The organism is Fibrobacter succinogenes, from assembly GCF_902779965.1.
GTDB lineage: Bacteria > Fibrobacterota > Fibrobacteria > Fibrobacterales > Fibrobacteraceae > Fibrobacter > Fibrobacter succinogenes_F.
The window spans coordinates 1-15487 of record NZ_CACZDK010000037.1 but is presented as its reverse complement, the minus strand read 5'-3'; the positions used below and the strand labels follow the sequence as shown (position 1 = coordinate 15487).

General features: G+C 48.7%; 8 protein-coding genes. 5 read left to right on the top strand and 3 right to left on the bottom strand.

Features of this window, described 5'->3' with window-relative positions:
- Positions 1-11: 11 nt before the first annotated feature.
- Positions 12-1943, bottom strand: coding sequence for an LTA synthase family protein (locus HUF13_RS14465; protein ID WP_173475789.1), 1932 nt, complete (start codon positions 1941-1943; stop codon positions 12-14).
- A gap of 174 nt (positions 1944-2117) precedes the next feature.
- Positions 2118-3683, bottom strand: coding sequence for a peptide chain release factor 3 (locus HUF13_RS14460; RefSeq protein WP_173475788.1), 1566 nt, complete (start codon positions 3681-3683; stop codon positions 2118-2120).
- Between the two features lie 253 nt (positions 3684-3936).
- Here HUF13_RS14460 and HUF13_RS14455 point away from each other — a divergent pair, with 253 nt between their 5' ends.
- Complete coding sequence (locus HUF13_RS14455) at positions 3937-4464, top strand: DNA-deoxyinosine glycosylase (protein ID WP_173475787.1); 528 nt, start codon at positions 3937-3939, stop codon at positions 4462-4464.
- A gap of 258 nt (positions 4465-4722) precedes the next feature.
- On the opposite strand, the gene HUF13_RS14450 is transcribed toward HUF13_RS14455, so the two are convergent.
- Positions 4723-11115 carry a tandem-95 repeat protein gene (locus HUF13_RS14450; RefSeq protein WP_173475786.1) on the bottom strand — a complete coding sequence of 2131 codons (6393 nt, stop codon included), beginning with the start codon at positions 11113-11115 and terminating at the stop codon, positions 4723-4725.
- A gap of 435 nt (positions 11116-11550) precedes the next feature.
- On the opposite strand from HUF13_RS14450, the gene HUF13_RS14445 reads away from it, so the two are divergent.
- The 4 genes from HUF13_RS14445 to HUF13_RS14430 form a co-directional block, all read left to right on the top strand.
- Positions 11551-11958: a hypothetical protein gene (locus HUF13_RS14445; protein ID WP_072828146.1), complete on the top strand. Its 408-nt coding sequence runs from the start codon at positions 11551-11553 to the stop codon at positions 11956-11958.
- Between the two features lie 3 nt (positions 11959-11961).
- Positions 11962-13473 carry a M23 family metallopeptidase gene (locus tag HUF13_RS14440; RefSeq protein WP_173475785.1) on the top strand — a complete coding sequence of 504 codons (1512 nt, stop codon included), beginning with the start codon at positions 11962-11964 and terminating at the stop codon, positions 13471-13473.
- Between the two features lie 179 nt (positions 13474-13652).
- Entirely contained in the window at positions 13653-14105 is a 453-nt protein-coding gene (locus tag HUF13_RS14435) for a hypothetical protein (RefSeq protein ID WP_173389026.1), read from the top strand.
- 255 nt (positions 14106-14360) lie between these two features.
- Positions 14361-15487: 3-isopropylmalate dehydratase large subunit (locus tag HUF13_RS14430; protein ID WP_173475784.1), on the top strand; the 1127-nt coding region annotated here is incomplete at its 3' end.

The window sequence follows — 15487 nt, the reverse complement described above, 5'->3', positions numbered from 1 at the left end:
TTTACAACACCTTATCTCTGTGGCATAAGTTTATTCTTATAAACAACATATTTCCATGCATTGGATACCGCCCGCATGGTTGCCGTTGTCTTGAGGAGATTTTCTCGATCAATCTCGAATGGTTCCTCGTTTATATAGCCTTCTACAGGTTCAGACGTATTCCAAGTCGGCTCATGCTCTTTTTTCAAGACAATAGCCGGATCAGCCCCTTCAACATTCGGAAGCAAAAAAGTGAGTGAATCTGTTCGAAGTCCTATACTGCCCCCACGGAGAGAATAGACAGGCGGCAAATCCATAGTGCAAGACGAATCACGGCATTGGAGCAAGTTAGTTCCCACAAAATGATTGGAAACATCAAGACCCAAAGCCCCAATAATCGACGGAGGAATATCAGCCTGCGAAACGGGACGTGAATCTATACGCGGTTCAACGCCAAGCCCCCAAAACAGGAGCGAAACCCACGTGAAAGCGTCAGCGGCCTGCCCCACATTTTCAACAGTAGACATTTGCTTGCTATTACCAATCGAATGGTCTCCGGTAAGAATTAGCAAAGTATTTTTCGCCCTATCGCTCCGCTCAATTTCATTCATAAGGATTCCAAGGGAACTGTCCATATAAACGACGGCACGCATGTAAGCAGAGTCTATATCATTAGGTTTTTCCCCCATATCTTTTGGTAAATCGAAAGGGACATGCATGCTGCAACTCATCCAATGGTAAAAGAGCGGTTTATCCTTGGGACGCGAATTGTAATGTTCAATGAAACGATGGGCTATTGCAACATCGCTATGATTTTCAGGTTTATATTCCACATAATCAAACCATTTTTGGAACCATACCATACCATTGTCAAAATAAGGGTCCGAACCAACGAGAACTTCGGTATGGTAGCCAGCATCTCTAAGAATTTCAGAAATCGACCGCATTCGAGTATTGGGATAACTATTCAAAAGAACGTGATGGGGCAAGCTCAGAACGCCTTCCATGATTCCCAGTAGTCCTTCAATGGACGGATAACCGACGCTGTAGGCATAAGGAAAATACAAGCTCTGTTTTGTCAATTTGCAAAGATTGGGCGTACGCTTGCAATTTTCCTCAACACGCATATCGTTAGTCCAGCCACGCAAACTTTCGATGGTCAGTAATATAATATCAGGTTTGTCTTCTAAGCTTTTTGACTTGAACGCATCAAGTGACGCCTGCTCGTTTTTAGCCTCTTTCCAGAACGGATATTCTTGATTAGGATTTCCTCGAAGAGCAACAATGCCTTCACGGTAATCCGCAGGTGGATTTCTTGCACTGATTATTTCAAGAATGTTATCGATAAAACTATAAGCAACCGGTTTAATGCGTACTTGCCGCCTCGAAAGCGGATTGAACCACCAAAAGGACGTGCAGCCAGCAACCGCAAGGATAAACATGATAAACAAAAGAATGTAATTCTTTTTAAAAGGACTTTTCCAACATAGAGCCAAATCCATTTTGTACGATAAAACAATAATGGCAGCGGAAAAAGCGACAACAATTCCAGCAGTCAATAGAAAATGGGATGCATCTCCACAAAAAATATTTGCAGCAAGTTCAGTGTCTGTAAAAGCAAAAATATAAGTGGCTAGGTAAGAAAGCGAAAGCTTTTGCCCCATCCAACGCATAATTTCATCATCAACACCGCTGAGTAACAGATAGACTGCCGCTACGACAATCGATACAATTTTTAAAATCTTTATTCCCTTACCGCGAACAAATTTCGAAATCGCATAAAAAACGAACGCGATGGACATGCAAACGCCTGCTTCTACGTAGAGCGTGTGCCAAATGAATTTATTGACCGAATCAACTAATGGACCACCAAAAGGCGTCTTTATATAGTACAAGGAACAAAGGAGACTGAATCTACCAAGAATCAGTAGCAGTGCAAAAAAGAACCAATAAAAACGATGCATGAAGAATCCTTGTCAAAAGACATGCGTATTTAATGGACCAAAAATAGAATTTTTTTGAGGTTATCACCACAAATTGCGTAAGCGCAATATGCTCTCAGCAATCCAAATTTGGTATCCTTCCTGCACCGTTATGTAAGTTTGTTTGATACAAGCCGAAGCGCGTGTATCTAAGCCTTACCCCTGCGAGGTTTCGGCGAAGCTCAAGCGTTCGTAGTTTTTGAGCGCAAGATTCAGGCGGTATTCGTTCGGGAACAGGCACACGAGATTGCGTTCCTTGTCCATCATGCAATCGCCGGCGTATTCTTCGGCGAACTTGCCTACATCGGCTTCGGGGCCTTTCACCCAGCGGATGCAATGGGCAGGCACGCGGTCGAGCTGCACATCGGCGCCGTATTCGCTCTGCAAGCGGAACTTGAGCACGTCAAACTGGAGTTCGCCCACCACGCCCACGACAGGCACGGCTGACTTGAGCGGTTCATAGAGCTGCGTTGCACCTTCTTCCGAAAGTTCAGCAAGGCCCTTCGCCATCTGCTTCGACTTGAGCGGGTTCAAGAGCGTCACGCGGGCAAAGTGTTCCGGCGCAAAGTCCGGGATGCCCGTGAAGTTCATCTTTTCGCCGTCCGTGAGCGTATCGCCAATGCGGAAAAGTCCCGGGTCGTTGATACCCACGATGTCACCCGCCCAGGCGTGGTCAATCACTTCCTTGTCCTTCGCGAGGAATGCGGTCGGAGCGGCCAAGCGGATGTCGCGACCGGTACGCACATGGAAAACCTTTTCGCCACGGGTAAAGCTGCCCGAGCAAATGCGGAGGAATGCCGTGCGGTCGCGGTGTTTCGGGTCCATGTTGGCCTGAATCTTGAAGACGAATGCGCTGAAAGCATCCTCGTCCGGCTTGACCGGGCGCTTGTCGGTGTCGCGGATCATCGGCGGCGGAGCGAGTTTTGCAAAAGCGTTCAAAAGCTGGCGCACACCGAAGTTGTTCACGGCAGAACCGAAGAACACCGGGCACATTTCACCCTTCAGGAACTTTTCATGGTCGAACGGATCCATACCGCCCGTGACCATTTCATATTCTTCGCGGAATTGCGCGACCCAGTTTTCACCGCAGAGTTCAACAAGACGCGGATCGTCCGGGCCATCCATCTGGATAATTTCTTGCTTGCCATCGTCCGGGTTGAACGTGTGGAACGTATTTTCGGCAATGGAATAGACTCCCTTGAAAAGCTTACCCACACCAATGGGGAGCGTAAAGGGAGCTGTCTTAATCTGCAAAACGCTTTCAATCTGGTCGAGCAAGTCGAGCACATGGCGACCATCCAAGTCCATCTTGTTGATGAACGTGATAATCGGCGTATGGCGCATGCGGCAAACATTCATCAAGCGAATCGTCTGCTTTTCAACACCGTTCACGCTATCGATAAGCACCAAAGCGGCATCCACGGCAGTAAGCGCACGGTACGTGTCTTCGCAGAAATCCTGATGCCCCGGGGTATCAACGAGGTTGAACATGCAACCTTCGAACGGGAAGTTCAAAACGGAGCTGGAAACCGAAATACCACGCTGCTGTTCAATTTTCATCCAGTCACTGACGGTGTAGCTCTTGTTGGCCTTCGCGCGCACATGACCAGCCTCGCGAATCACATTCCCGTACCACAGGAACTTTTCGGTGATGGTGGTTTTACCGGCGTCAGGGTGGCTGACGATGGCGAAAGTGCGGCGTTTTTCAATTTCTGGATTCATAACGAGCTTTGAGGTATGAGGTCGGTCGCCTACGGCGCCCTCTGAGGTATGAGACGAGTGTCATCCTGAGCGGAACGCAGTGAAGTCGAATGATCTATAAAAATGTTGATTTTACGCGGCAAATATAATAACTTTGAGGACTAAGTTCAATGTACCAATTAGTAGGCAGTAGACAGTAGGCCTTGGGCTATGGGGTATGGGGTCGTTCGCTTTCGGCTCACTTTGGGGTAAATCTTTCTAATTTTCTTGTAACATGGCAATCAAGAAGTCGCAATCCAGAAACGTTAAGAATACGAGGACTCGGGTAACGCATGAGTTTCCCGCACTTTTCGACGCCAATTCGGAGGTTCTTTTGCTCGGTTCCATTCCCTCGCCCAAATCGCGCGAACAGGGATTTTACTACGGGCATCCGCAAAACCGCTTCTGGAAAGTTCTCGCAAGCGTCTTGAACGAACCGCTCCCCGCGACCATCGACGAAAAACGCGCCATGCTCTTGAAGCACCACATTGCGCTTTGGGACGTTCTCGACAGTTGCACCATCATTGGCGCAAGCGACACAAGCATCGAAGACGTCGTACCAAACGACATTGCATCGCTTATCGCGAAAACAAAAATCAAGCGCATCTTTTGCACAGGCGCCACCGCCCACAAACTCTATGAAAAGTATTGCGAAAAAGCAGCTGGAATCAAGGCCATAAAACTCCCCTCCACCTCCCCCGCCAACTGCGCCGTTAAATTCGAAACGCTCATGGAAGCGTATCAAGTTGTCTGTAGAAATTAGGTCATTGGAATGTCATCCTGAGGGGTAAAAGCCCAAAGGATCCAGCCGCATTCTAGCAAGCAATGATTAGGAATGTAAGAATTATCAGCAATTAAAACTGTATGGATCCTCGCATTCGCGAGGATGACTGAGGTCGCATTTTCGCTGCAGAAAGCAGCACACACCTTCCTACCGCCTACTTCAAACTTCCTACTAAATACAAAAACACCCCGCGGCATTTCTAATCCGCGGGGCATTTTTCTTCATTTCTAAAGAATCTTACTTTTTCTTAGCGTTGCCACGAACATCCTTCGGCTTGAACGAAACGTTGATTTCAACATTCGTCACCTTGGAGCCAAGGCCAGACGGGTCAAACACCTTGTACGTAAATTCATCGATTCCAGAGAAGCCCTTATTCGGGGTGTATTCGAAGGAACCATTCTTTTCGTTCAAGACGATTCGACCGTTGCGCGGTTTCATCACAACCTTCACAGCTTCAAGCTTGTCGCCATCCGGGTCCTTAGCAGCAGACATAAGGCCTGACAATGCCGGAACCTTAAGCACTTCGCCTTCGCGAGTCTGGTAAGAGAGCGGCTTCGCTTCAGGCGGATTATTCACGGCAATCACCGTAAACGTTGCGGTCTTGTGAGCCGTACCACCATCCGGGTCCGTCACCGTAAACGTAATGCGTTCCGGCTTACCCTTCCAATGAGAGTACGGCTGGGCCACGATCACAGTCTTCTTAGCCTTGTCGTAAGTCACCTGCAACTGCTTTTGACCCGTAAATTTCCACTTGAGGTCATCGAAGTTGTGATCCTTATCGCGGGCATACTGGTCGAGCTTAATCGTAGCAATCACGCCTTCATTCTGGTTTTCCCTGATGGTAAAGTCAGGAATGTCGCGCATGACCGGAGGTGCATTCACATGCTTCACAAAGAACTTGACAACAGACTTGTCCGTACCGCCAGCCGGGTCAGTAGCCGTAAAGATAATCGTTTCGTCACCAAACCAGTTATCTCTTCTCGGCTTGATTTCAGCCACATGAGAACCGTTGATTCTCACATCGAGGTTCTTAGCGCCAGAAACGGTCCATCTGATTTCGCTCTTCTTGTGGTCCGGATCTGTTACATAGTCATCAAGATTGATAGACTTGAAAGCCTTGCCTTCAAGAGTCGTCTGTCCCGGAATTTCCTTCACAACCGGAACGTCGTTCACAGACTTCACCGTAAAGCGAATTTCTGTAGAAGCCTTTTCCTTGCTCGGGTCATACACGTTGACAGTTATCGTTTCTGTGCCATTCCAATACTTGTCCGGGATTTCAACCGTGAGAATACCCCTGTCACTAATATTGTACTTGAGTTCATGCTTTCCGAACTTCGGAGCAGGTTCTTCTTCAACATGCTTCTTTTTCTTCTTGTCTTTTTTCTTGTCCTTCTTGTGGGACTTTGTCGAAGCAGAAGAAGCAAACGGATTTTCACCATCAATGGACCACTTGAGTTCAGCAAGGGAGTTATCCGGGTCCGTCACAAACTTAGCCAAGTCGATAGCCGGGAACGTCTTCTTTTCTTCAATGACTTGCGGCGGAACTGGTTTAAACTTCGGCGGGTCGTTCACCGGAACCACTTCGAATGTAGCCTTGGTAGACTGCTTATCACCAGCCGGGTCCATGACCGTAAACGTGAGCGTTTCCTTACCGAACCAGTTCGGATTCGGCGTAGTCACTGTTGCACGTCCATTCTTGATATCCACAGTGAGTTCGTTATTTCCAGCTACAGACCACTTGAGTTCATTAGGCTTGTTGTCCGGATCCTTAACGATCTGGGTCAAGTCCACCATCGTGAATCTTTCCTTTTCCTTGATCTTTTGGCCAGGAATATCCTTCACAATCACCGGCGGGTCGTTCACCGGAGTCACACTGAATTCAATCTGCTGAGAAGCTCTTGCACCTTCCGGGTCCGTCACATCAAGGCGAATCTTTTCAGAGCCACTCCAGTACTTGTCCGGAGTCGAAACAACAAGCTGCTTTTTAGCATTAATCGAAGCCTTGAGCGCGCGAGTCGGAGCAATTTCGAACTTGAGGGAGCTCAACGGATGATCCGAATCCGACACGAACTTCGTCAAGTCGATCGGTTCAAACTGTTCCTTTTCCTTGATTGTCTGAGCAAGAATCGGTCTAATTGCCGGAGCATCGTTCACAGATTCCACAACAAAATTAACAGTCTTGGAATCCGTTGCACCATCCGGGTCCTTCACGGTGAACATAACATTGCGTTCGCCATGCCAGTACTTATCGGCAATTTCAATATGAGCGAGACCACCCTTGTAAATAACAACGCTAAACGGATCCTTTACAACAGGTTCGTCTTCATCGTCATCATCCTTCTTGCCTTTTTTGCCCTTCTTGCTCTTCTTGGCTTCAGATTCTGGTTTGTTGACCTTGACAGACCAAGAAAGCTGATCCAAGGCATTATCCGGGTCGCGGACAAGCTTGCTCAAGTCAATATCCTTGAACTGGCCCTTTTCGCGGATTCTCTGCGGCGGAATATCTCTCAAAACCGGAGGATCGTTCACAGAAGTAATTTCGAACGTGATGGACTGCGAAGTCTTTGCACCATCCGGGTCGCTCACTTCGAGAATCATCATTTCAGGAGCACACCAGAAATCCTTATTGGGAGCAGTAACGGTAAGAACGCGGCTCGGAGAAATTTCGGCCTTGAGTTGCTTTGCACCCGTAATCTTCCAGCGAAGTTCATTCGGCTTGTTATCCGGGTCCTTCACAAATTCATCGAGCTTAATCTGCTTGAACGTTTCCTTTTCCTTGATCTTCTGGTCAGGAATGCGCTTTACAAATGCAGGAGGATCGTTCACGCGAGTGACTTCAAAGAGCATCTTGTGGCGGGCATAAGCGCCTTCTGGGTCCGTCACGGAGAACGTCATGTTTTCCTTGCCGCTCCACTGCTTATCCGGAACAGAAATAATCACAGTGTTATCCTTGCGGATGTCCACCTTGAGGTCTCTATTGCCAGAAACTTCCCACTTGAGCGAAGAGGCCGGGTGGTCCGGGTCATCAGCGAGAGTCGAAAGATCAATCGTCTTGAAACGGCCACCTTCGAGAATCGTTTCGCCAGTCGGTGCTGTTGCAGCAATCACCGGAGCATCGTTCACGGAGCGCACTTCAAAGCGAGCAGTCTTGCTTGCAGAAGCACCTTCCGGGTCCGTAGCCGTAAACGTGATGTTTGCAGCACCGTGCCAGTACTTGTTCGGGATGTTCACCGTAGCAACGCCAGCGGCATCGACAGTTACGCGAAGGCCCGAAGTTTCTTCACCATCGTCTTTGCCCTTTTTCTTAGAGCCCTGGCTAATCGGGCTAACCTTGAATGTCCACTTGAGTTCGCTAATCTTGTGGTCCGGGTCCTTGACAAAGTCCGCAAGCTTAATCGGCTGGAACTGTTTCTTTTCGTCAATGGACTGGTCGCGCAAATCGCGTACAAATTCAGGAGCATCGTTCACAGAAAGAACGGTAAATGTCACTTCCTTGCTATCCGAGGCGCCATCCGGGTCCGTTACGGTAAAGCGAATCTTTTCGGAACCATTCCAGCTCACGTTCGGCGGAGTAACCGTCACCTTGTGCGTCGGGTCCATAGAAATGCGGAGATCCTTGTTGCCTTCGAACTTCCACTTAAGGCGATTCTTGGCATGGTCAAGGTCTTCAACAAAATTGTCAAGTTCAATCGGCTTGAACGATTCTTTTTCCTTAACAGTCTGGCTTGCAATTTCCTTCATGATTGGCGGATCGTTCACAGAAACAACCGTGAATGTTGCCGTCGTACGAGCCTTGGCGCCAGCAGCATCTGTCACCGTGAACGTAATCTTTTCAGCACCGTTCCACATCTTGTTCGGCGTCTTCACCGTCACCATGCCCGTCTTGGACATTTCAACCTTGAGGTCCTTATTGCCAGTGAAGTCCACCTTCAAATCTTCAAAGCGGTCATCCGGGTCCGAAATGAGTTCAGAAACATTGAACGGCTTGAATTCACCCTTTTCTTGAATAGTCTGGTCTGCAACCTGCTTGATTTCCGGAAGGTCGTTCACAGATTCTACTGTAAAGAGAGCCGACGAAGTAGCCTTAGCGCCTTCCGGGTCCGTTACGGTGAACGTGATTTCTTCGGCGCCATTCCAGTACTTGTTCGGGATGACAATCGTTGCCACCTTGTTCGCATCGATATTGACCTTCAGCTCAGATTCTCTTTTCTTGGAACCCGCGGCCGGCTTCGAAGAAACGGCAAACGTAAGTTCAGAGAGCTTGTTATCCATATCCTTTACCATGTCGCCAAGCTTGATCGGCTGGAACTGGCCCTTTTCGCGAATGGACTGCGGCATAACTTGTCTTACAAACACCGGCAAATCGTTCACAGATTCAACCGTAAAGTTGACCGTGCGTTCGTCGCAAGCATTGTCCGGGTCACAAACCTTGAACGTAATAGCTTCGGCACCATGCCACTGTGCAGACGGCGGAGTGATACGGGCATTATGGCCACCATCTACAGCAACCTTGAGTTCCTTGTTGCCTGTAATCGTCCACTTGAGGCGATTCTTGGCATGATCCGGATCTTCAACATAGTTATCCAGTTCAACCGGCTGGAATTCGCCTTTTTCCTTGATGGTCTGTTCGCGGATATCCCTCATGACCGGAGGATCGTTAATAGCCTTTACCGTGAACTTCGCATTCGTCGTTGCACGAGCGCCTTCCGGGTCTGTTGCCGTAAAGGTCAAAGTTTCAGAACCATTCCACTGTTCGTGCGGAATCTTCACGGAAACTTCGTGGGACCTGTTGTCGATATTGACCTTGAGATCGCGATTGCCAGTCACTTCAACTTTGAGCTTGGAGAAGTCGTGGTCGGCATCGCTCAAGTAATCGTCCAAGATAAACGAAGAAAATTCATTCTTTTCGTCAATCGTCTGGTCAGCAATTTTCTTGAAAATCGGTGGGTCGTTCACAGAGCGAACGTTCAAAGCGACATCCTGCTTAGCAGAACCGCCTTCCGGGTCCATCACAGTGAACGTTGCAATCGTATTGCCAAACCAGCTCGGGTCCGGGATTTCAACCGTTGCCACATGCTGTTCGTCGATAGAGACATTGAGCGTTCCCGTTTCCGGCATTTGGCCCTGGTGCTTGACTTCGACATCCCAAGAAAGTTCAGAATTCTTGTGGTCTTCATCCTTGACAAAGTCATCAAGCTTGATCTTGGTGAACTGTTGCTTTTCGTTGATGTTCTGGTTCGGAATCGGACGAATGAACTTCGGCAAGTCATTGACAGAATTGACCGTAAACATGGCTTCGCTTTCAGCAGAAGCGCCTTCCGGGTCCGTAGCCTTGAACTTGATGGATTCTGAGCCATTCCACATTTTGTTCGGAATGCGAATTGTCGCAACACCGCCAGAAACAGAAACCTTCAGGTCCTTTGCACCAGAAACAGCCCACTTGAGCATTTCGATGCGGTGGTCCGGATCCTTGACATACTGGCCCAACTGAATCGGAGCAAATTCTTGCTTTTCATCAATCGTCTGGTCCGGGATATTTTGGATAAATTCAGGAGCATCATTCTGAGAATTGACCTTGAACAAAACATCCTGCTTTGCAGAAGCGCCCGCTGCGTCGGTCACGATAAACGTTACGCGTTCCTGACCGTTCCAATACTCGTTCGGAATGGTCACAATCGCAGAACCGTACTTGTCGAGTTCAATCTTCAAATCCTTGTTGCCCGACACGGCCCACTTGAGTTTCATGACGTCATCATCGGGGTCATTGACATAATCTACAAGCGAAATCATGTCGAACTGATTCTTTTCGTCGATAATCTGGTCAGGGATCTTCTTTGTAAATACCGGAGGATCGTTAATCGGCGAGACCGTAAAGGCAGCCGTCTTGTTATCGCTACCGTAATCCGGGTCATTGGCGATGAACTTGATTCGAGCGGCGCCATACCAGTGCTTATCGGGAACCACAATCGTTGCCACGCGGTTTCCGTCAATCGTTACAGACAAATCACCATCAGCCTGAGGACCGCCAGCCGGAACAATTTCGGTATCCCACGTAATCTGGTCTTTTTTGTGGTCCGGGTCATTTACAAAATCGTCCAAGCGAACCTTTGCAAACAGCTTGCCTTCTTCAATAACCTGGCTCGGGATTTGCGACACCACCGGCGGATTATTCACAGATTCAACCGTAAAGTTCACCGTTTCAGAAGCCGAAGCGCCCCTAGAGTCTGTTGCTGTAAAAGTGATATCTTCAGAGCCGTTCCAAAGAGGATTTGGCGTTACAATTTCAACCGTATGGTCCGGAGTAATCGTCACCCTGAGGTTCTTATTGCCACTCGCCTTCCAACGAATCTGCGAAGGCTGATCCATATCGTCCGTTACAAAATTGTCGAGTTTAATCTTCGAAAAAACACCACCTTCCAAAATAGATTCGCCAGGAATTCCACCAATCTGAGGAGCTTCATTTGCAACCGCCGGTGCGGGTTCGGGAGCAGGCTCATTCACAGGCGCAGCTGGGGCTGGAGCCGGCTGTGGAGCAGGTGCCGCAGGTGCTGGATTTTGTGCAAACGATGATGTTGCTATCACGCTCGCCGAAGCAAGCAAGGTCGCCATAGACATCTTCAACTTATTCATTTTCAATCTCCGATACCATACACGCAATCAAAATTTCCCAATGAAATTTTTCAAAACGTCCTTAAAAACGTCTATAAATATAACGCATTTCATAAATATTTTCTCAATCGCCATTAATGTTTTTTCATAACAAAAAACGACACATTTGTCCAGCAAATTTTCCCAATTTGCATAACTTACGAAAAATCAACGACTTACGAAATGCACTTAACACAAAGCTAAGGCTCTCTCTTTTCGCCCAATAAACGCAATTGAAGCTTGGAAATAAAGGTATAAACACTTTAAACACCCAAAAGTGCCACTGTTGAATGTAAAATTTTTGTAAAAGAGCCGATTTTGGGGAATTCATAGCCAGCAAACACCCCTCAAATTATGGCAAAATTCGACAAAAAAAACTATTATTTAAAAATAAACCAAATCTAACCAGGAAAAACAATGAAATTCGTATTCCTTTGTGACGCCAACTATCTCAAAGGCGACATGGTAAACTTCCAGAACAACTTCCCCACCAATCACGAACTCGTGACGATGACTTCTGAAGACCTTCTCCAGAGCAAGTCCATCATTGAAGGGACCTTTGCAATTTTGGCAGAACGCACCACATGGCAGAAGAACTTCAGCCTTTTCCGCTACTTCGGCCTTTTGCCGCTCTTGGAAGTGCTCCCGCTCGGCATTGTTAGCCGTGGCCGCCGCAACGAACCCATCAAGGGCCGCAGCCAGAACCGCAATCAGGAAATTTTCTTCAACCCGGCCGCATCCGCTGAAGAACTTTACCTCCAGGTTGACAAGTTCGTCGCCGCTCCTCCTTCTGGCTACTCCTACCCGCGCGGTGCCGCCAAGTAAGGCATGCAGAGAAAGGTCCTAGAAAACCTTTACAACCAAGGCGGGTTCACGCTTTTCGCCATCTCTGACGAAGACGTTTTACCCACAGAAGCCTTGCACAAATTCGCACTGGCACTTAACGCCGGTGCGCGTTTTGTTGTAATTGACTTTTCGGGGAAACGCCCATTAACAGGCAACGCCCCCTTCCAGGCAATCGACCTTTCGCAAAGAAACCTCACCACCGACGATATAGACCAGATTTATACCGCCGGTGAAAGCGTCACGTTTGCGGGCCCCAAAGCTATCCCGACAACGGATGCAGAATACCGAACGCTTTACCACAACATCAAGCGCCTCGAAAAGATTGCCCCGCAAGTCATCGGCATCATTTCGCTTGAACAAGTCGAAAATGTCGGAAATCTAATTTCGATGGCTCGTCTTTTAATCGTGAATGTCACCGGGATGTCCGCAAGAACGGCTGCCGCATTCATCGAAGACGTAAAAGAAGCTCAGAAAATCGAACTGTTGTGGCTTTCGAAAGAACGCCCAATCCGCCGCAGCTACCCAAAGGCACGCAAAGCCGTTCGCCGTAGTGTAAACGTTTCAAAATTAAGTTTTAAGGAACAGCCGGAAGAATTCGCCCGAATCGCGAAAAAAATCCACAAAGTCTCAATCCTCACCAAGAACCCTCTGGACGGATTCCCGAGAATTATCCGCAATTTCTTCCCGTTACTGCTCCTTTTCGTCATTGTTGCGCCATTTCTCTTCGTCACAGACATCGACAGGAGCGATTCCAACATCCGCGACCGCATCCAGGAACGAAACCAGCTCTCCGTTGCGCCCTCCTTCGAATACACATTCGACGGCGTTGAAACCATGCAACGCATTGCACGTTACGCCATCGGACGTTTTGACGCAATCATCACCAACGAGAAGATGATCAAGAATTACGTCGCCAAGACGCTCGAAGATAACGGTTTTGGCGTGACCTCATGGGAAAAAGGGAACCTCAACATTCCACCCAAAGGGACAACAATCCGCTTCTCGCGTCCGGACGAGATCAAGCGCCCAGCCTCTGCAGATACAATTGGCGCCGCATGGAAATACTGGACATCTGTGATTTCGGACAGCATCGCCTACATCACGGAATTTTATCATGAAAAAGCAACACCCACACAACGTAAACACAACGGCATCGACGTTGCAAGCCGTCAAGGCGCCCGCATTCTAGCACCGTTCGGCGCCAAGGCCTGGACCAGCCGCGATGAACGCGGCGGTGTCATCATAGCACTTGTTCGTAAAGAAGATGTTATTTTGTTCATGCACTGCGATAAATTACTTTATCTCAACGGTCAAGAAGTGATGCCCGGCGACCCGATTGCAACCGTTGGCACCACAGGACACACCACAGGCCCGCACGCCCACATCGTTACAGGACTCGTGAGCAAAAAAGGGCAAAAACGCATCGGCAACGTCCGTTACGACGTCATCGACCCCATCAAATGGTTTTATAAATTCAAGCCAACCTCGAAATAAAAATTTTTTACTAAAATCGGTGTTGTATATCACATTTTACCCGAAAAAAGCCCAAAAAAGGTCTTTTGTAACTGCAAATTTACACTACTACCATCGCAAATCAACCCACAATTAAGTAACTTTGGATTCACGGGATTGATGTAGTAAAAAAAAGAAATGTCAAACAAAAGGATTAGGACATGAAACATTCAATCATTTGGGCTTCCCTCGCACTCGCCGCAGCATTCTTCTCAGCATGCTCTGGAGTCGTAACCCCAAAGGCCGAACTTGCTTATCATCAAGACTCGGTACACAACATTCCCGCCATTGACAGCCTCATCGTTAGCATGAAGCAAGACTACATCAAGCAGTGCTATATGCCTGTCGCAAGCCACATGCCGCCCGAAAATTCCTGCCAGTCTGACTTGTTCCAGATGGTCGAACGCCGTTATCACATGGACTTCAACCAGAATCATGTTGCCATGGCTAGCAACGAACTTTTCTTCAAGGACGTAGTTCCTGAAATCAACAAGAAGGTCAAGAGAGAACCGGCCCTCCGCGATCCGCTGCGCCGCGCATTCTCCAACAGCGACGAAATGCTCGCCTATTACAAGGACAAATACAAGTTCAACACCCAGATTGAACAGTTCTAATCTAAAGACTTGATTTTGACGAGAGCGCGGCTACAAGCTGCGCTTTTTTGTTTTTAGTAGACAGTAGGAAGTAGACAGTAGGAAGAACCAACTATTGCATTGCTTCGGCGGTTAAATAATTGACATGTAAATTATTTAATTGCCGTCTCTATAATAACAGTGACTAAAAACCAATAACTAACGACTAAAGACTAGTAACTAGCCCCTACATTTTCTATATTTGTGCCGCAAATTAAACCTAAAAGAGACAAATCTATGGGAAAATCACTCTATCAGAAAATTTTCGAAAGCCACACGGTAGCTAAGCTCCCGAGCGGCCAGTGCCAGCTCTTTATCGGGCTTCACCTCTGCCACGAAGTGACGAGTCCGCAGGCCTTCGCCCAGCTCCGCGAAGAAGGCCAGAAGGTGCTGTTCCCGGAACGCACTTTTGCCACGGTCGACCACATTATCCCGACCACTTTCCCGGAACGCAACCGCCCGCTCCAGGACGGCATTTCCGAAGAGATGTTCTCCCATATCGAAAACAACACCAAGAATAACGGCATCAAGTTCTTTGGCCCCGCTACTGCTGAACAGGGCGTTATCCACATCGTGGGCCCCGAAGAAGGCGTGACGCAGCCGGGTATGACCGTTGCTTGCGGTGACTCCCATACGGCTACGCACGGCGCATTCGGCGCTATCGCCTTCGGTATCGGCACGAGCCAGGTGGCAGACGTTCTCGCTACCCAGACGCTCGCCATGAGCCCGCTCAAGACTCGCCGCATCAAGTTCACCGGCAAACTCAAGCCGGGTGTGACCGCCAAGGATGTCGCCCTTGCTTACATCGCTAAGCTCGGCGTGAACGGTGGCGTTGGCTACGCTTACGAATTTGCCGGTCCGGTCATCGAAGAAATGGGCATGGAAGGCCGCATGACGGTCTGCAACATGGCTATCGAAGGCGGCGCCCGCGTCGGTTACTGCAACCCCGACGAAAAGACGTTCGAATACCTCAAGGGTCGTCCGTACGCCCCGAAGGCCGACAAGTGGGACGAGGCCGTCGCTTACTGGAAGTCCGTGGCTACCGACGCCGACGCCCAGTTTGACGACGAAGTCGAAATCAACTGCGACAACCTGGAACCGATGGTCACCTGGGGCATTACGCCTGCCCAGGCCATTCCGCTGAACGGCAACATGCCGAAGATCAGCGAATTCGAAGGCAGCGAAAAGAAGGTCATCTCCGAAGCTTATGAATACATGGGCTGGGAAGAAGGTTCCAAGATGATTGGCCGCCCGATCGACATCGCCTTCGTGGGTAGCTGCACCAACGGCCGCCTCAGCGACTTGCAGGCCGCCGCCGAAATCATCAAGGGTCACAAGGTCGCCCCGACCGTGAAGATGTGGGT

Coding starts and splice junctions, on each gene's coding strand:
- HUF13_RS14455 (WP_173475787.1), top strand. CDS start 3,937: ATGGCAATCAAGAAGTCGCAATCCAGAAACGTTAAGAATACGAGGACT.
- HUF13_RS14465 (WP_173475789.1), bottom strand. CDS start 1,943: ATGCATCGTTTTTATTGGTTCTTTTTTGCACTGCTACTGATTCTTGGT.
- HUF13_RS14450 (WP_173475786.1), bottom strand. CDS start 11,115: ATGAATAAGTTGAAGATGTCTATGGCGACCTTGCTTGCTTCGGCGAGC.
- HUF13_RS14435 (WP_173389026.1), top strand. CDS start 13,653: ATGAAACATTCAATCATTTGGGCTTCCCTCGCACTCGCCGCAGCATTC.
- HUF13_RS14460 (WP_173475788.1), bottom strand. CDS start 3,683: ATGAATCCAGAAATTGAAAAACGCCGCACTTTCGCCATCGTCAGCCAC.
- HUF13_RS14440 (WP_173475785.1), top strand. CDS start 11,962: ATGCAGAGAAAGGTCCTAGAAAACCTTTACAACCAAGGCGGGTTCACG.
- HUF13_RS14445 (WP_072828146.1), top strand. CDS start 11,551: ATGAAATTCGTATTCCTTTGTGACGCCAACTATCTCAAAGGCGACATG.